Genomic DNA, 16748 nt, shown 5'->3' with positions numbered 1-16748 from the left:
CCGGGGTCCTTCACTTCAACCTGATGTCACCCACGTATGGCGTCTGCAGATCGCGCTCCGGAATCTCCCACACCACCAGCTTCGGCGGGGTCTGGGCGAGAGTGGCTGCGCCAACCGCTGAACCTGGATGCGGCGAAAGCGCTGGAGGGGTCGCCGTTGTACGAGCGCCTGCGCTGGTTCACCGGCGACTGGCTGCGCTATGACGTGGTCGGTGATGCGCTGGTGGTCAGCGATCCGCGCATGGGCATTCCGAGCAACTACACCTTCCGGTTCCGCATGGCCACTTGTGACGGGCAGGGGCGGTGGCAGGTGCAAACGCCGGCTTCATGGCCCGGCGCCGGGGTGGACTCGATTCGCAATCCCGAGGCGCTGAAACTGATCATGGCCAGGGTTTTCCAGCAGCAACCACCCTTACCGTTGGCATCTTGGACCCTGCGTTATCTCGACGCGGACAGCCACCCTGGTACCTGCCTCGACTGACACTTTCGGCCCCGCATCGCGGGGCTTTTGCATTGTGTGTCCTGCCTCTTGCCGATGGTCGGAACTGACATGGAAGAGAGCCCCACCCCGGTGGGGCTTTACCTCTCGAACGAAGGCCGACGCGCTCCTACCTGGACCGTGCCGCACGGATGGTTTGGCTCAACCGGAAGATGCCATTCGGCGGAACTGACATTTTTGTCAGTTGTGCGGTGCTGACGCAGGCTATCCAATCAGGGGCAAGGCCCGCAAAAACAAGTTCCCGGAGGCCACGAAGAGGAGCACGTTCATGAATACGAGCAGGGTATCCCTGGCGGCTGGTCTGTTTGCAGGCTATGTGTTGCTCACGCCGGCGAGCTCCGCGGCTGGTTACGATTCGTCGCCTGGCGTTGAGACGCGGGTTGAAGAATGCGAGAAGCGTTTTCCAGGTGCGTTCGCTGAATACATCAATGGATATTGTTTCGACGCGATGCGTTGTCCATCACAACGTAAAGCGATCCTGAACATTCCCGGGCGGCTTTATGTCAAGGACGAGCCCATCGCCAATCTCAAGGACCCCACTACGGGACGTCCTGTTTACGGTGACTCGACGCAGCAGGACGTTGCCCGGCGCAACAAGGAGATAGCCACGGCCTCGGAGGCTGCCGAAAAAAGCTGCAAGGCCTGCATGGCTGATGGCAAGCCTCTCTGTGTGAAACAAGGCTGAATCAGCCCTGAGGTGCTGAAGCTGATCATGACGCGGTTTCCAGCAGCAACCGGAATTGTCTCTGGAGGCATGGAGGGGGGCCTGCGCCGATGCCAGATTGTGCCTCTCGCGAGTAGGGCAGCGCATGGTCGAGCGGCTGGCTCGGAGTCCTGGGGGAGCCGGCGCTGCCGGCGATGAGGTCATCAGTCTCGACATAGATCTTGCTGGCCAGGTTGTCCTTGCGGGCCTCATCGCTGGCAATGCCAGCTCCCACAGGTTCTTGTGCCTGACCTGGATCCTGCGGCCGGCCCGGAACCCTGTGGGAGCCGGCGTTGCCGGCGATAGGGATCTCAGCCTCGACATTGCTGTGTCAGGCTGGCAGCTACCGGCCTTCCAACCCCACATCCCCACCATAAACCGTCTGCAAGTCCCGCTCCGGAATCTCCCAGACCACCAGCTTCGGCGGGGTCTGGGCGAACGCCGGGCTGGCGAAGTAGGCATTGGCCGCGCCCGAGAACTCGCCGCCATCCTTGGCGAAGTTGCCCACCGGCGCTGCCAGTGCCTGCTGCAGGAACCCGGCGAAGTTGGAGTTGCGCGAGAACGAGGTGCCGATCAGCGCCACGTTGGGCAGGTTGTCGTCGCCGAACAGGTCGTCGAGGCTGTCGCCGCCGCTATCCGCTTCCGGGGTCTGCTCGGCGATGACCGAAGCCGCCACCTGCTCCTGGGGCGGCTGGTACTGCGCCGGCAACCAGTCGAGCCCGGCCAGGCGCACCAGGTCACCGGGCCGCACTGCCGGGGCTTGCTGGCTGACACTGAACTCGCGCTTGGGCGTGGCTTCGAAACCGAGGCCGTGGATCTTCTCGCCAATCGCCAGCGCCGCCGCCCGGGCACCGGCTTCGCTCCAGTGGGTATCGAGGCGCAGGAAGGCCTCGGCACCCAGGGGTTGCAGGGCAGGGGTGAGGTCCAGCACCGATACGCCGGCCGTCTGCAACGCCGCAGTCCAATCACCAATACGCGGCTCCAGGCTGGCTGGACGCGGTAGTTCGCACAGTTGGCGGGCAGCGATACGGCTCTTGTCCGGCACCACGCTGACCAGCAAATCGATTCCGCGTTTCTTCAGTTGATCACGCAGGGCGATCACCGCCTGGGCCTTCGCCCGGGCGTTGTCCGCGGCATGCCGGTTGAGCTTGAGTTCATCGCTGATGAACAGCCAGCCCGGGCAGCCCTGGCGCACCCGCGGGCCGCTGTCGCCGAGCGCCAGCCAGCTGCCGCCGCGCTCCAGCTGCGCGGCATGCTCCGGCAGCGGCGCCTTGGCCAGCTCCTTGGCGATGCGGTGGGTGATTTCGCCTTCCAGCACGGCATCGTTGGACAGCGCCTTGTCCGGCAGCAGTTGCAGCTTGCCGCTGGCCAGCAGCCAGCCACAGGACAACAGGCCGCCCGCCAGAAACACGGCGAGGGTGACGCCGGCCAGCGGGCTGGTACGCAGGGCGATGTCGCTCGGTGGCGTCGGCGCCGTGGACGGAGGAGGGGTCTTGGTCGTCATCAGAACTGGAAGTACAGGAAGGGCACGGCATCACGGCTGGCGATCAACGAGAACGCCAGGAGGAAACCGGCCACGGGCCAGAGGGCAGCCAGCAGCGTGTACAGCGGGCTGTGACCGAAACGTCGTTCGAGACGCGCCTGGAACAGCGGCGCGATGATGCAGAACACCCCCAGCGCCGCTGCCAGGGCATGCGCCGGGCGCACCGTCGCAGACAGGGCTTCACCGAGGGCGAAGCCATGCAGGCCGAACTGGCCGGCATACATGGCCGTGGCGGTGGCGAAGTCCGGGGCGCGGAACAGGGTCCAGGCCAGGCAGACGAACAGCAGGGTCAGGGTATGCGACAACACCTTGGGAATCGCTGGTAGGCTGGAGCGGCTCCAGGCCCGGTCGACGCACAGCGCAACACCATGCGCCGACCCCCAGAGCAGGTAGTTCCAGCTGTCGCCGCCGTGCCACAGGCCGGCGATGGCCATGGTCAGGAACAGGTTGCGGTAGGTGTTCCAGGTACCGAAGCGGTTGCCGCCCAGGGCGATGTACAAGTAGTCGCGCAGCCAGCTGGACAACGACAGGTGCCAGCGCCGCCAGAAGTCCTGGATGCTGCTGGCCAGGTACGGCCGGTTGAAGTTTTCCGGGAAGTGGAAGCCGAGCATCAGGCCCAGGCCGATGGCCATGGCGCTGTAGCCGGCGAAGTCGAAGAACAGTTGCAGCGAATACGCCAGGCAACCCAGCCAGGCGTCGAGGAACGATGGGTTGTCCAGATGGAAGGCCACGTCCACCAGCGGCGAAAGAGTATCGGCCACCAGCACCTTCATGCACAGGCCGACCATGAAGCGCCGCGCGCCGAGGGAGAAGTTCTGCCAGTTGAAGTAGCGCAGGTTCAGCTCGCGGCGTACCCAGTCATAACGAATGATGGGACCTGCGATGGAGTGGCCGAACATCGAGATGTAGGTGGCGAAGTTGAGCAGGCTGCGTTCCACCGGCACGGTGTGGCGATGTACATCGACCAGATAGGAAATCGCCTGCAACACGATGAACGACAGCCCCGCCGGCAGTGCCACCCGCTGCCACTCCATCGGCAGATAGCCGTAGTGGCTGATCAGCTCGTTGTAGGTGGCGGCGAGGATGTTGGCGTACTTGTACCAGCACAGCACCAGGGTGTTCAGCACGATCAGCGCCGCCAGCAGGCGCACCCGGCCGCGGCCGTCCTCGCGGCTGCGGTCGACCGCCAGGCCGCCGGCCCAGGCGATCACCGTCAGCACCACGTGCAGCAGCAGGAACAGCGGGCTCAACCAGCCATAGAACAGCCAGCTGCCGAGCAGCAGCACCAGGTTGCGGCTGCGGTCCGGGCTGAGTGCATAGACCAGCATGAACAGCGGCAGGAACAGCGTGAGGAATTCCAGCGAGGCGAAGACCATGGTGCGGCGGACGTCCTGTCAGTTGGCCAGCGTGTCGGTGGTACTCAGCAGCTGCGGGCCCTGGGCCCCCGGCAGAAGCATCACGCTGTAGCGTTCGCCGGCCTTGAGCTCACCGAGGTCCAGCGGGTTGCCGACATTGGTGTTGGCGCAGACCAGTTGCACCGAGAGCTTGACCGGGTTGATCGAGCGGCGCTGCACGCTGCCGTCGGCGGCGTCCTTGAACAGGTCGGCATTGGGCCCCGCCGGGGGCAGGCTGGCACCCTGGCAGGCCGGGTCGAGGCTGACGAAGGCCAGCGAGGCTTTCAGGGCGTTGAAGTCGTCCGGTTGCTCGCGTACCACGCGCTGGCTGATCTTGCCGCCGTCATCGAAGGCGAACACCGTGGCGAACTCGCCCGGCGCCACCTGCAGGTCCAGCGCCGAGGTCTGCCCGGCGCGGCTGAGGGTGCCCTTGATTGCCTTGTTGGCCGGCACCGACAGGTAGTCGGAGACCTTGCGCGCATCGCTCAGGTCGAGACTGGCCTTGGAGCCGCTGGCCTCCATCTTCAGCACGCCGGGGGCGACATTGACGAAGCGCAGGAACGCCGAGTCTTCGCTGGGGCCGGTGGGGTACAGGGCGACTTCGGCACTGGCGGCCGCGCTGGCCAGCAGCAGGGGCAGGGCGAGCAGGATGCGCGGGGTCATTTCTTCGCCCCTTGCACGGCCGGAGTTTTCAGCAGCGCGTCGGTGATCGCCTTGCTCCAGCTGGTGTAGCCCATGGAGGTGAAGTGCTGGCCGTCGATGGTCGCCCACTGGCCCTGCTTGGCGAAGCTCAGCGAGTCGATGTAGTCGCACGGCGCGACGTTGGCGGCGAGGAACTTCGAGGTCATTTCGACGCGGGCGTAGGTCTTGCCGTACTTGCCGCCTTCGGTGCCCCAGCCCGGGCCGACCCAGACGCACTTGGCGCCGGTTTCCTTGATCGCCTTGGTCAGTTGGGTGGTCTGCTGCCAGATCCAGGTCTTGGGGAAGGCCGGCTTGGTGTAGTCGGCCATGGTGTCGCCCATCACCACCACGATCAGGTCGGCCTTGTCGGCGGCCACCAGCTGGCCCACCGGCTGGGTGGTGGCCTTGTTGCCGAGGACCACCGCCTTGTCCTTGTTGCGCCGCTCGGCGCCGCCGCATTCGCCGGGCACGACCTTGGTCCAGTCGCCGGCCTTGGAGCCGCACACGCCCAGGGTGTGGACCTGCGCGCCCTGTTGCACGAGGTTGTCGTGCAGGCTTTTGATCAGGTAGTCGGGCGTTGCCAGGTGGCTGTCGCCGATCATCAGGATGCTCAGGCCAGCGAGTAGGGAAGCAGCCATGTCATGGTCTCCTTTGACTTAATTCGAATAGGGGGAACGGTACGGATTGACCGGCAGCGGCATGGAGCCGCCGGCGTCGTCGAACAGGTAGCGCAGGTACAGGCCGCCGGTGAACTGGCGATAGTCGCGGGCGTTGTCCAGGCCGAGGGCGCCGCCGAGGAAGAAGCCGCCGCCGAGACGGTATTCGCCGGTGGCACCCAGCGAGTAGCCAATGCCGGTCTTGTTCTGGTCGACGTAGTGGGTATTGATCGGCGCGCCGTTGATCGTGGCGCCGCTGCTGGCCAGCTCCTCGAGGGCTGCCTGGCTGTTGCGGTTGCGCAGGTACGGCGCGCCGTCCTGCTCGATGTGCTGCACGCCGAGCGAGCTCTGGATCTGGTAGCTCCAGTCGGCACCGCGCTGTGCCCAACTGAACGGCACGCCGATGGAGAAGAAGTTCTGCGGGCTGAAGTAGCCGCCGTGACCGTAGGTGAAGAAGCTCTGGTTGTTGTCGTAGTGCATGGCCGAGACGCTCAGGCCACCGGTCAGGCGCGCGTCCTCGTCGTTGAACAGGTACCAGTAGATACCGCTGCCCAGTTCGGCGCGGGCGTTGTTCTCGACGTTGTGCCCGACCAGCTTGGCCCAGCCGGCATAGGCGTAGGTGCCGAAGCGCTGGTTGTCGAAGCTGACCTGGCCGCGCAGGCCATTGGCGGTGACGCCGCCCCATTCGGCTTCGCTGCGTGCGTCGCGGGCGCCGGCGAAGGACAACAGGCTGTCGTTGACCGCACGGCGCGACAGGTTGAGGTTGTAGCGGAAGTTGCTGTTTTCGGCGAACGGCCGGTCCAGGCTGATGCCGCCGACCACGTTGGTGTAGCGGAAACCGACCGGGGTGGTACCGAGGTCGGTCTTCAGGCCCAGCGACGGCATCTCGTAGGCCACGGCAACGCCAACCCCGGCATCCTTCTGCGTGCCGATGCTGCCATCACCGAGTTCGAGGGCCGAGGTGCCGAAGCGCAGGTCGCCGCCGCTCGGCTGGTGCACGGTCCCGGCATTCAGCGACACCGGCGTCACCCGCACGGCCATGCGGTCGTCGCCCACCGGGAAGCTGATCTCGAATGGTGTTTCGATATCGGTGATCTTGCTCAGTGCCGACTCGCCGTTGTTGCCACGAACAGTCACGCCCTGCTTGATCTGCGGGCTGCGCGATTCGCGCAGGCTGTCCAGTTCGCTTTCGATGGCGGCACGCGGGTCCGGGTTGACCACCGCCCGTTCCGGTTCGTCCACCGAACGCGCGCTGCGGCGCAGGCCCGGTTCGTCGTCGCGGCTGGCCAGCAGCAGCGGTTCGTCGAAGCGTTCGCTGTCACGTTCTTCGCTGGCACTGGCGCGGCGCTTGCCTTGCACCCGGGCCGGTTCGGGAATCTCGTTCAGGGCCATGTCACCCAGGCGCGAGGCCTTGCGCTGGCCGGGCTGGCCGACGAAGGGGTTGGCGGCGATGGCACGGCCGAACGGGTTGTCGACGAATTCTTCCTTCGGCGCTTGCAGGGCCAGGGCCTGGGCATACAGCGATTCGGCCTTGGCCAGCTTGCCGCGGCTGCGGTACCAGGCCGCGGCGGTGGTCAGTACCTGCGGGTTTTCCGGGGCCAGTTGCAGGCCACGCTCGATGGCGCTTTCGGCCTTGGCGGTCTGGCCATTCTGCTGGTAGGCCAGGGCCGCGCCCATCTGCACATCGGCGTTGTCCGCCTGGCTGGCGAGCAGCGGTTGATAGAGATCGACGGCTTTCTGCGGGTTGCGGTTTTCCAGGTACATGCGCGCCAGCGACGACACCGCCTGGGCGTCCTCCGGGCGCTGGGCCAGGGCCGGGGCGAGGGTGTCGTAGGCGGCCACGAGGTCGCCTTTTTCCCGCAGCAGGTCAGCCTGGCGTACGGTGTACTGGAACAGCAGGTCGTCGTAGCTGCGCTGCTCGGCCACGCTCAGCGGCATACCGCGTACTTCGCGCAGGATCTGGCTGACCTGGACGTCGTCGCCAGCCTTGAGCAGAGCGCCGCCATAGGCGATGCGCAGCGCCGGGGTGGGCTTGGCGCTCTGGGCGATGGCATTGCGCAGCAGGCCGACCGCGCGGTCGGTGTAGCCGATATCGATATAGGCGCCGGCCAGTGCGGCATACAGGTCCGGACTGCCGCTGACGCCGCCTTCGGCGCGCTGCAGCAGGTTCATTGCCTGGCTGCGCTTGCCCTGCTTGGCCAGTTCCGAAGCCTGGACGGCGAGTTGGCGCAGTTCGATTTCATCGGCGAGGCTGCGCATCGCGGTGCTGCGCTCGCTGACGGGAATCCTCGCCAGCAGTTGCCCGGCCTTCTGCCATTGTTGCTGGCGGCTGGCAAACAACGCGCCGGCGTACAGGGCATCGGCCTGCTCCGGGTTGGCCTGGACCAGTTCGTCCATGGTCTGCCGGGCCTTGTTGGCGGAATCGGTCTTGAGGTACAGCTCGGCCAGGTCGGAGCGCGTCCACGGGTTGCGCGGGTCGTCGCGCACCGCGTCTTCCAGGGCCTGGCGCGCGCCTGCCAGGTCACCACGGCGCTCGGCATCCTTGGCCTGGCCGACGGCGATCGCCGCGCGCAGCTTGCTCATGTCTCCCAGGCGCTGTCGCTGGGCATCGCTGAGGTTGTCGATGACCCGCTGCGCTTCCGTCAGCTTGCCGCTCTGCGCGAGCACCCCGACCAGGCCGGTGAGGCCGTCGGGATGCCCGGCGTCCAGGCTCAGGGCGCGGCGATAGGTGGTTTCGGCCCGTTCGAACTGGCCTTCGCTGGCCTGCAGGGCAGCGAGGTTGAGGTGGCCCTGGACTTCCCGCGGGTTGCTGGCGATGGCCTGCTGCAACAGCTCGCGGGCCTTGTCGGCGTCGTCGGCATCGCGGGCGACGGCGGCCTGGTCGAGCAGGGTCCAGTAGCGGTTGGACTGCAGGGCGGCCTGCCAGCGGCTGCCGCCGCCTTGCTTGATGGCTTGGCGGAACAGCGCATCGGCATCGCCCAGGCGTTTCTGCCGCTGGCGCACCAGACCCAGGCCGCCGAGAGCATCGGCGTCCTGCGGCGCTTCGCGCAGGCGCGACTGGAAGGCCTGTTCGGCGCTGCTCAGGTCCTCGCCTTCGAGGGCCTTGAAGCCGCGAGCGAGGAGTGGATTTTGCTGGTAGGAGGACTGCGCCTGGCGCTGGCCGGTGCGCATCTGCTCACGGATTTCCTCGTCGTCCGGGTAGACCTTGAGGTACTCCTCGAACAGCGCCATGTCCGACTTGCTGCCGCCCAGCCAGGACAGGCCCTGGCGCCAGGCTTCCACGGCCTGGCTGCCGATCACCGGATCGTCGCGGAACGAGGCCAGCCGGCGCAGGCCGTCGGCCCGGGTGCCTTCGTTGCTCAGCAGCAGCTTGGCCAGGGCCAGTTTGGCCCGGCGGTTGTCACCGGCCTGGCGGATCAGGCGTTCCAGGCCCTGGCGTGCTTCCTGCTCGCCGCCCTTGGTGTAGCCGAGGGTGCTGTAGTACTCCAGGGCGAGATCACCCTGGGGCTCGTTGCCATCGAACAGCTCGCGGTAGCTCTGCACGGCCTGTTCGCTTTCGCCGGATTCCACCTCGACCCGCGCCTGGTTCAGGCGCTCGCCGCTGGCTTCGCCGTGCAGGCGGATTTCCTGGTCCAGCAGCAGGGTCAGGCGGTCCCCGGGGTGAGCGGCCTTGAGTTGTTCCAGGTAGCGCTTCGCGCCGTCCGGGCGATCGCTGTCCAGCTCGATCAGGCCGAGGTTGTAGATCGCATCGGATTGCTGCGGATCGATCAGCAGCAGCTTGCGCCAGGCTTCCGAGGCCCGCGCCTTGTCCTTGCGTGCCTGCCAGTACTGGCCCTGTTCGAGCAGGGCCTTGCCGTTGTCGCTGAGTTCGGCGTGGGCGGCGTTGTGGATCAGTGCGGCAAGCAGGCCGACGACTAGGGTTTGGCGCGAGCGCATGAAGTCTCCCAGAGAGGTTGCAGCTTTCCGTCGGCGAGGAAGCGGTAGTGCTCATCCATGTAGCCAAGGGCGAACAGGCTGAGGACCACGGAGTAATAAGGGGGTTGGCTGGCCGCTACGGCCTGAGGGGTCAGGCTTTGCGCGAGGTCGGCATCGACCCGGGCGCGTTGCTGCTGCTCCAGCCAGGGTTGCTGGCGGGCCTTGAGGTAGGGCAGCAGGGCGGCGGAGAAACCGAAGTTGCCAGCGTTGCTGGTGGTCCCGGCATGGACCTGGACCTTCTCCGGCGGCGTGCCCTGGGTGGCGACGATGCGCGACATGCCGTCGAGGCTGTCGAGGATCGGCTTGGCCAGCGGATCGCTGTTGGGCGTAAGACCCGCCCAGAGATAAGTGCGGATGGCGTCATAGCTGCCCAGCTCGCCCTTCATCGGATCGACGATAAACAGGCCCGAGGTCGGTCCGGTCCCGCGATAGCCGACCCAGTCGGCAACGAAGCCATGCTTGGCGGCGCGTTGCATCAGGCTGCCGGTGCTGCGCGCGATCTCGTTCCACGGCCCTTGCGGGTCGACCCCGGCCAGGCGCCGCAGTACTGGTACCGGCAGGTAGCTGGGGTTCAGGTGCCAGAGATGATCGGGCTGGGCGAAGCCGAACGGGCCGGGCAGGAGCATCTTGCCCAGGCCGGGCAGGTCGGCCACTTCCTTGGCCTTGATATTGGCCAGGAGCAGATTGGCCTCCTTGGCGTAGCTGTCGTCCTTCCACAAGCGCGCCGCTTCGCTGAGGGCATAGGCGAACCACAGGTCGGCATCCGACGCCGAGTTGCTGTCGAGCAGGCGCCACTGGCCTTTCTCGTCCTTGCCCCACCACCAGCCGGGCAGGTTGTTGCCGATGTCACTGCCGGCCAGGTTGTTCCTGGCCCAGGCCCAGAGCTTGTCGAAGGCGGCGCGGTCGTTGGCCACCAGGGCGAAGAACATGCCGTAGGACTGGCCCTCGGAGGAGCTGTGCAACTGCGGCGTGCTGGCATCCAGCACCCGGCCGTCAGGCTGGATGAAATGCTCGGTGAAACTCTGCCACAGCGGCCAGTCGGCCACGCCGCACTGCTCGGCGGCCTGGCTGGCGGAGGGCAGCAGGCTGGCGCCCAGGGCCGCGGCGAGCAGGGTGTGCAACGCTGTCTTCATGACTTACTGGTCCTTGAGCCGACGACGGGCGATGGCCCGCAGCGAGAAGTAGGCCGCGCAACTGACCAGGGCGACACCGGCCACGGTCAGCACCAGCAGCAGGAACACATGGCGAGACAGCACCCATTGCAGATACTTGAACGGGCCCAGTTGGCCGACGTAATAGGTTTCGTCCGCCACCAGCGACTGGATGTGGCGGCCCTTGATCACCGCCAGGCTGCCTTGCAGGGCCTGGGTGTAGTGCTCGCCGCCGATCAGCGCGTCGGTGACTTCGCCGAGCTTGTCGGCTTGTGGGCTGGACAGCAGGACCACGCTGCGGCCCTTGTGCAGCGGCGACTCGAAGCCGCTGACATAGGAGCTGCCGTTGTCGCTGCTGAAGGTCAGGGCGCCACGGGCCTTGCGCAGGTTGGCGGCCGGGTCCGGGCTGATCCACTCGCGCAGGCGCAGCGGCAGGTCGGAAAACTCCACGTAGCGTTTCGAGTCCTCGCTGCGGCTCGGCAGGAACTCGGCCCATTGCTTGAGCAACGGCTGGTTCTGCCCCGAGGCCAGTACCAGCAGGTCCTTGTCGGCGAATTGCGCCACCTCGTCGGCCTGGGCGACCTTCACCGCCGTGGCCGGATAGCCGGTGGAGTCACCGAAGCGCCCGAGCACGGTGAGGTAGGCATTCCAGTCGGCCGGGCCGGCGTTGTCCGGGAGGATCACGGCGGTCTGCGACAGGTCGGCGAGGCGGGTGAAGGGGAAGCCGCTGTCCTTGAACACGCCGAGGTTGGGCATGGCCATGAAGTGGTCGTAGTCGCTCAGGTCGAGGGTCGAGTCCGGGTCGATGGCGCCGCGCATGTTGTCGATGATGATGTCGCCGCAGTCACCTTGCTTGATGTAGTCGTACATGAAGCGGAACTGCAGGCGCGATTGCAGCGCCACCGAGTCCAGCGGCAGCAGCACGCTGGCCTCGCGCACCAGGCTGTCGTCCTTCTTCAGCATGGCCAGCAGGCTGGCGCCGGCGCCCATGCTTTGCACGGACGGCAGGTTCATCGAGCGGATGAAGCCGTCGTTGAAGCTGACCATCAGCGACGAATTGGTCGAGGTCTGTTGCGGCGTGTAGCGGTACTTGAGGTCGAGGCGGGCGCCGTCCTCGCGCCAGTTGAACAGGTCCGGCGGCAGGCGCAGCGGCACGGTGATCATCGCCGGGGCGTAGCCGGAAACGTTCAACTGACGTGGTTCCAGCAGCTCGCCGAGACGCACCGGGCGATCGCTGGGCAGCCAGTTCGGCGCGTCGTAGGGCTGGCGCGGCAGGATATCCACGGCGTCGATCTTCACGCTCTGTCCGGCCAGGCTGCGGCTGCCCAGAACCAGGGCGGTGGCGGCCTGCTTGATCTCGTCGCTGTCGCGCCCGGCGATGACCAGCAGCTTGCCGAAGCGGTCGTTGGGGTTGCTGACCAGGGACAGGGTCGGGCCTTCCACCGCCGGCAGGTCGAGCCCGGCGAGGTGCGTGGACTCGTGGCTGTCGACCAGCACGATGCCGTTGCCGCTGGCCGGCAGACCCTGGACCAGGGTCGAGAAGCGCGCACCGCGGTAGCTGGCCAGTGCGCCCATCCATGACGACACCGCGCCGGCCGCTTCCAGGGTGGTGTTGTCCGGCGCCGTGGCGAACACGAACGGCAGGGTCAGGGCACGGCGGTCGCGGCGATCGAACAGCGGCAGGGGCAGGCTGGCCAGGTCGTTGGGCAGTTCCACCTGGGACACCTGGATGCTCAGTTGGCTGTCGCTGCCGATCTTCGCCCACAGGCTGGAATGCAGCGGGTCTTCGCACTGCATGGTGTAGTGGCCGATCAACTGCACGCTGAGGCGGTTGAACTCGGTGATCAGGTAGGGCGGGATCTCCACCGTCTGCTTTTGCAGGGTGCCGGCGCTTTCCTTGGGCAGCGCCAGGCTGGCAGCGACTTCGTCGTTGACCATGATGTTGATCTGTGACAGCTCGCTGAGCAGCGCCGGCGAATAGCTGTACTGCAGGGTCAGTTGGGCACCGGTGACCACCTCGTCGGCGCGCATGTCGAAGTTCACCGTGTCGGCCGACTCGATGCCCTTCAGGCTCATGGTGTAGTCCTTGCCCAGTTCCTTGAAGGTCATGTGGTAGCCGGGAGAGGTGCCGGCCGGGCTGACTGCCGCCTCTGGCGCCGCTACCGTGGCCACGGGGTCCTCGGCCTGGGCCGCACTGGCCAGCAGCAGGGCGCAGGCAAGCAGGGCGCGGCGATGGCGCGGCAGGTGGGCGGGATGGATGGTGGGAGCCTGGAAGGTCATTGGGTTTCCACTACAGGTTCGGATTGGGACGTCGGGTTCTTGCGGAAGTAGCGGCGGTGACGCAGCGCTGCCAGGGTCGCCTGGGCCAGGTCGTAGATGCCGCGCAGGCCGACCTTGGTGACATCGCGCAGGGCGTGCAACGGGGTATCGGATTTGGCGCTGCCCCAGGTCGAGGCCCAGGTGTCGGCGCGGGAGAAGGTCAGGCGGACCATGTCGCTCTGCTGGCGCAAGGTCAGGTCCTTGAAGCGCATGCCGGCCATGCCGTTGCGCGAGAACATCACCCGTGCCGGCAGCTCGCAGGCCTGGCCGCCACGGTGCAGGGTGACCAGGACCTCCATGTCCTTGCTCAGTGCCAGGTCGGCCGGCAGCTTCACGCCGACGCCGCTCTGCGAGAAGTCGAGGGTGGTGGTGTCGATCACCTGGCCGTCCGGCAGGCCCAGGCGTACCGGCAGTTCGGCGTGTACACGGGGTTCGGTACGCACCTGGCGGCTTTCACTGGCCACCGCCACTGCGGCGCTGGTCATGATCACGTTGTACAGGGTCCAGCCGAGGTTGATGACGATGGTCACCGCCGCGTCCGGGTCGCCGACGATCAGTTGCCAGATACCGCAGCCCAGGCCGATCAGGTTCAGCGCCAGCAGGACGATATAGGGCCGTGCCAGCTTCCAGTCGAAGTAGTCCTTCTCGATGATCCCGCCCTTGTCGGTCACGTTGAAGCCGCCGACCTTCGGGTTGATCAGCGCGACCAGCACCGGGCGCATGATGTACCAGGCCAGTACCGACTCGTAGACCTCGTTCCAGAACGAATGGCGGAAGCGCCCCTGGATTCGCGAGTTGGTCAGGCTGGCGTGGATGATATGCGGCAGCACGTAGGCGGTGATCATCATCGCCGAGGCGTGGAAGATCTTGGCGCCGAAGATCAGGTAGGCCAGCGGCGCGGTGAGGAACACCAGGCGCGGCAGGCCATAGAAGAAGTGCGCCATGGCGTTGGCATAGCAGACCCGCTGGCCGAAGTTCAGGCCCTTGCCCATGAACGGGTTGTCGGTACGGAAGATCTGCGCCATGCCCCGGGCCCAGCGGATCCGCTGGTTGATATGCCGCGACAGGCTTTCGGTGGCCAGGCCGGCGGCCTGGGGAATTGCCAGGTAGGCGGTGTTGTAGCCCTTGCGGTTGAGCTTGAGGGCGGTGTGGGCGTCCTCGGTCACGGTCTCCACTGCCACGCCGCCGACTTCCAGCAGGTGGGTGCGGCGGATCACCGCGCAGGAGCCGCAAAAGAAGGTGGCGTTCCACAGGTCGTTGCCGTCCTGGATCAGGCCGTAGAACAGCTCGCCTTCGTTGGGCACCGAACGGAAGGTGTCGAGGTTCTTCTCGAACGGGTCGGCGGAAAAGAAGAAGTGCGGGGTCTGCAGCAGCGACAGCTTGGGGTCCTTGAGGAACCAGCCCATGGCCACCTGGAGGAAGGAGCGGGTCGGCACGTGGTCGGCGTCGAAGATCGCCACGAATTCGCCGTCGGTGACCTTCAGCGCTTCGTTGAGGTTACCGGCCTTGGCGTGGCGGTTGTTGTCGCGAACGATGTAGTTGACCCCGATCTGCCGGGCGAACTCGCGGAATTCCTCGCGGCGGCCATCGTCGAGCACGTGCACGCGCAGCTTGTCCCGCGGCCAGTCCATGGCCTGGGCGGCCAGCACGGTGAGTTTGACGATACTCAGTTCTTCGTTGTAGGTCGGCACGAAGACATCCACCACCGGCCATTCCTCTGGCGGCGTGGTGAGGATCTTCGGCTTGCGCTGCAGCGGCCAGGCAGTCTGCATGTAGCCGAAGGCGAGGATGATCAGGGCGTAGGTCTCGGCGGCCACCAGGCCGTAGCCGAAGAACATGTCCAGCCAGTTGTCGAAGCCGAGGGTGTCGGTCAGGCGCCAGTACACGTAGCGCAGGGTCGCCAGCAGCGACAGGGCGATCATCGCCATCACCGGCAGGCGCCCCGGCAGTTTGCGCAGGAACAGCAGGCAGACCAGGCACAGGCCGGCGAAGGCGAGCTGGCGCTCGAGATCCAGCGGCGCGGTGACCACGGCGGCGAGCAGCAGCAGGCCGACCACGGCGGCGGCGATCTTCAGGCTGAGCTTGAGGGCACGAGGCAATTGCTCCATCCGGGAAACCCAGGCATGCGCCCGCGCTCTCCTGGACGTCGGCAACTCCGGCGTCGGTGTGAGTTGGGCGGTCATGAGGCGCTGGTTTCTTCGCGAAGCTGCTCGAGGTGTTGAGCGAGTTGCTTGGCGACGCCGCGCAATGCCAGGCATGCGGGGCTGTCGGCCGGTTGCTGGAACAGGTCGTATTCAAAGGCAAGGGCCTCGCCGACCTGCGGGTCGTGGGAAATGGCGGCCAGCCACTGGCTGCCCAGTTGCTGTTGCAGCACCGCGCCCATGTCCAGGCTCAATGGACTGCGCTCGTCCACCTGGTTGACCAGGAAGTGGTAGCGGTCCGGACGCAGTGGCGCAAGCCAGGCCTGCAGCTTGTCGAGCACCAGGTACGAAGCGGCGTCGGCCAGGGTCACGGCGAGCACCTGGTCGGCAATGGCCAATACCTGGTGCAGCCATGGCGAGGCACCGGTGGCGGTGTCGATCAGCAGCAGGTCGTCCTTGCCCAGGTCCAGGGCGGCCAGTTCCTCGATCAGCCAGTCGGGATTGCCTGCCAGCAGGCTTTCGAAGGCGCGCAGGTCGGCGGCGTTGCTCGGACCGAAGGGCAGGCACTCGACGCCGGCGTCGCAGGGTACGCACAGGGCATCCCAGTCCAGCGCCTGCAGGCGTGCCTGGTTCAGGCCAGGGGTGGTGCGCGGCAAGGCGAAGTGGCTGAGCAAGGCATTCTGCGGATCGAGGTCGAGCAGCAGGGTGCGTCCGGAGGGACGCTTGAGCAGCTTGCCGAGGGCGGCTGCCAGGGTGGTCTTGCCGACACCGCCTTTGGCTGACACGACGGCGACGATCCGCGCCTTGGGGCGCGACGCAGGTTGCACCCGCATGGCCTTATCCAGTGCACGACGGTTGCTCTCTTCAGCGGCCAGGCGTCGCTCACGGGCGATGCCTTGCAGGCGGTCGCGCAGGGAACCGGTCGCAGCCACGGCGCTCGAGGGGGCAGGGCTGGCAGGCACCGTCGCGGGCACGGCAAGCGGAGCGGCTTGCGCGGGAAGGGTGGTTACCAGGGCAGGACGCTTGACTTCCACCAGGGTCACCGGAGCGGACTTGATCGGCGCCGCCGGCGCAGACTCGGCGCTGACCGGCAGCGGCTCGAGGTATTCGAATTCGGTGTTGATTTCTTTGTAGCTGTCGGCGCTTGCCCCAAAGCGATGGAACAGATTTCCAATATCGTCTGCTTGACTCATATACGTACTTCCAGCCAACGGCTATCTGGACTCAGGAGGGCAGATCAGGTCTTGCAAGGGCCCAAGGGTGTGATATCAAAATGACGGTGTCAATATTTTGTTTTTTCGGTCAGGTCATTTCCGATCTGTGGAGTAACGGAAATAAATCGCCGAAAATTTGACTTCGTCCTGCGCCGCTCTAGCCCGGCCTGTGATCCCTTCATCGGCCCGAATTCACAAAAGTTGAATGCCGTTTAAGGTAATTCCCTAGCGTATTTCCGGGGGTTAGCCCTGATACGTGTAGGAAAAAACTTACAGATGATAACAAGATTTCCTACAGGTTGCGCAAAGGGCTACCGGTTGTTGGTCGGCCGGGAAGGGAGAAACATGAGGGGTTGATGGCTTATTGCTAGCTATTTCTGCGGTGGGCCGCGTAGAGAGCAGATCTAAAGTGCGACTCGGATCCTGTGGGAGCGGGTTCACCGGAACGCCGGACCGCCGCGATTGCGTCGGTG

At 66.0% G+C, this 16748-nt stretch carries 11 protein-coding genes; 2 read left to right on the top strand and 9 right to left on the bottom strand.

Translation table 11 applies throughout. From position 1 onward, the window contains the following. The first annotated feature begins 36 nt into the window (after positions 1-36). Both ACODSK_RS25165 and ACODSK_RS25160 read left to right on the top strand, forming a co-directional pair. Entirely contained in the window at positions 37-480 is a 444-nt protein-coding gene (locus ACODSK_RS25165) for a hypothetical protein (RefSeq protein WP_489019805.1), read from the top strand. Between the two features lie 286 nt (positions 481-766). After that, complete coding sequence (locus tag ACODSK_RS25160; protein WP_489019804.1) at positions 767-1183, top strand: hypothetical protein; 417 nt, start codon at positions 767-769, stop codon at positions 1181-1183. A gap of 361 nt (positions 1184-1544) precedes the next feature. On the opposite strand, the gene ACODSK_RS25155 is transcribed toward ACODSK_RS25160, so the two are convergent. Genes ACODSK_RS25155 through bcsQ form a run of 9 tightly spaced genes read right to left on the bottom strand, consistent with a single transcriptional unit; the run spans position 1545 to position 16254 of the window. Continuing rightward, positions 1545-2705 carry an alginate O-acetyltransferase AlgX-related protein gene (locus ACODSK_RS25155; protein WP_489019803.1) on the bottom strand — a complete coding sequence of 387 codons (1161 nt, stop codon included), beginning with the start codon at positions 2703-2705 and terminating at the stop codon, positions 1545-1547. After that, positions 2705-4120 (bottom strand): MBOAT family O-acyltransferase, encoded by a 1416-nt coding sequence (locus ACODSK_RS25150; protein ID WP_489019802.1) that lies wholly within the window; start codon positions 4118-4120, stop codon positions 2705-2707. The genes ACODSK_RS25155 and ACODSK_RS25150 overlap by 1 nt, the downstream gene beginning before the upstream one ends. Positions 4121-4138: 18 nt before the next feature. Next, positions 4139-4801 carry an alginate O-acetyltransferase AlgF gene (locus tag ACODSK_RS25145; RefSeq protein WP_489019801.1) on the bottom strand — a complete coding sequence of 221 codons (663 nt, stop codon included), beginning with the start codon at positions 4799-4801 and terminating at the stop codon, positions 4139-4141. Further along, positions 4798-5457, bottom strand: coding sequence for an SGNH/GDSL hydrolase family protein (locus ACODSK_RS25140; protein ID WP_489019800.1), 660 nt, complete (start codon positions 5455-5457; stop codon positions 4798-4800). The genes ACODSK_RS25145 and ACODSK_RS25140 overlap by 4 nt, the downstream gene beginning before the upstream one ends. A gap of 18 nt (positions 5458-5475) precedes the next feature. Continuing rightward, positions 5476-9411: a cellulose biosynthesis protein BcsC gene (locus tag ACODSK_RS25135; RefSeq protein WP_489019799.1), complete on the bottom strand. Its 3936-nt coding sequence runs from the start codon at positions 9409-9411 to the stop codon at positions 5476-5478. Then, entirely contained in the window at positions 9390-10583 is a 1194-nt protein-coding gene (gene bcsZ / locus ACODSK_RS25130) for a cellulose synthase complex periplasmic endoglucanase BcsZ (RefSeq protein WP_489019798.1), read from the bottom strand. The genes ACODSK_RS25135 and bcsZ overlap by 22 nt, the downstream gene beginning before the upstream one ends. Before the next feature lie 3 nt (positions 10584-10586). Further along, the gene (gene bcsB / locus ACODSK_RS25125; protein WP_489019797.1) at positions 10587-12881 is read right to left on the bottom strand and encodes a cellulose biosynthesis cyclic di-GMP-binding regulatory protein BcsB; all 2295 of its coding nucleotides are present in this window, start codon (positions 12879-12881) and stop codon (positions 10587-10589) included. After that, complete coding sequence (gene bcsA, locus ACODSK_RS25120; protein WP_489019796.1) at positions 12878-15103, bottom strand: UDP-forming cellulose synthase catalytic subunit; 2226 nt, start codon at positions 15101-15103, stop codon at positions 12878-12880. Before bcsA ends, bcsB begins: the two co-directional genes overlap by 4 nt. Next, the gene (gene bcsQ, locus ACODSK_RS25115) at positions 15100-16254 is read right to left on the bottom strand and encodes a cellulose biosynthesis protein BcsQ (protein WP_489019795.1); all 1155 of its coding nucleotides are present in this window, start codon (positions 16252-16254) and stop codon (positions 15100-15102) included. Before bcsQ ends, bcsA begins: the two co-directional genes overlap by 4 nt. Positions 16255-16748 lie beyond the last annotated feature (494 nt).

The sequence above is a fragment of the Pseudomonas sp. FG98 genome (genome assembly GCF_057808595.1).
Note: the sequence above shows the minus strand (reverse complement) of the source record. Positions and strands in the feature narration are given on the sequence as shown.

What these genes read in the sequence shown, in the direction of transcription:
- ACODSK_RS25165 (WP_489019805.1), top strand. Translation starts at nt 37, where the DNA reads ATGGCGTCTGCAGATCGCGCTCCGGAATCTCCCACACCACCAGCTTCG.
- ACODSK_RS25160 (WP_489019804.1), top strand. Translation starts at nt 767, where the DNA reads ATGAATACGAGCAGGGTATCCCTGGCGGCTGGTCTGTTTGCAGGCTAT.
- ACODSK_RS25155 (WP_489019803.1), bottom strand. Translation starts at nt 2,705, where the DNA reads ATGACGACCAAGACCCCTCCTCCGTCCACGGCGCCGACGCCACCGAGC.
- ACODSK_RS25150 (WP_489019802.1), bottom strand. Translation starts at nt 4,120, where the DNA reads ATGGTCTTCGCCTCGCTGGAATTCCTCACGCTGTTCCTGCCGCTGTTC.
- ACODSK_RS25145 (WP_489019801.1), bottom strand. Translation starts at nt 4,801, where the DNA reads ATGACCCCGCGCATCCTGCTCGCCCTGCCCCTGCTGCTGGCCAGCGCG.
- ACODSK_RS25140 (WP_489019800.1), bottom strand. Translation starts at nt 5,457, where the DNA reads ATGGCTGCTTCCCTACTCGCTGGCCTGAGCATCCTGATGATCGGCGAC.
- ACODSK_RS25135 (WP_489019799.1), bottom strand. Translation starts at nt 9,411, where the DNA reads ATGCGCTCGCGCCAAACCCTAGTCGTCGGCCTGCTTGCCGCACTGATC.
- bcsZ (WP_489019798.1), bottom strand. Translation starts at nt 10,583, where the DNA reads ATGAAGACAGCGTTGCACACCCTGCTCGCCGCGGCCCTGGGCGCCAGC.
- bcsB (WP_489019797.1), bottom strand. Translation starts at nt 12,881, where the DNA reads ATGACCTTCCAGGCTCCCACCATCCATCCCGCCCACCTGCCGCGCCAT.
- bcsA (WP_489019796.1), bottom strand. Translation starts at nt 15,103, where the DNA reads ATGACCGCCCAACTCACACCGACGCCGGAGTTGCCGACGTCCAGGAGA.
- bcsQ (WP_489019795.1), bottom strand. Translation starts at nt 16,254, where the DNA reads ATGAGTCAAGCAGACGATATTGGAAATCTGTTCCATCGCTTTGGGGCA.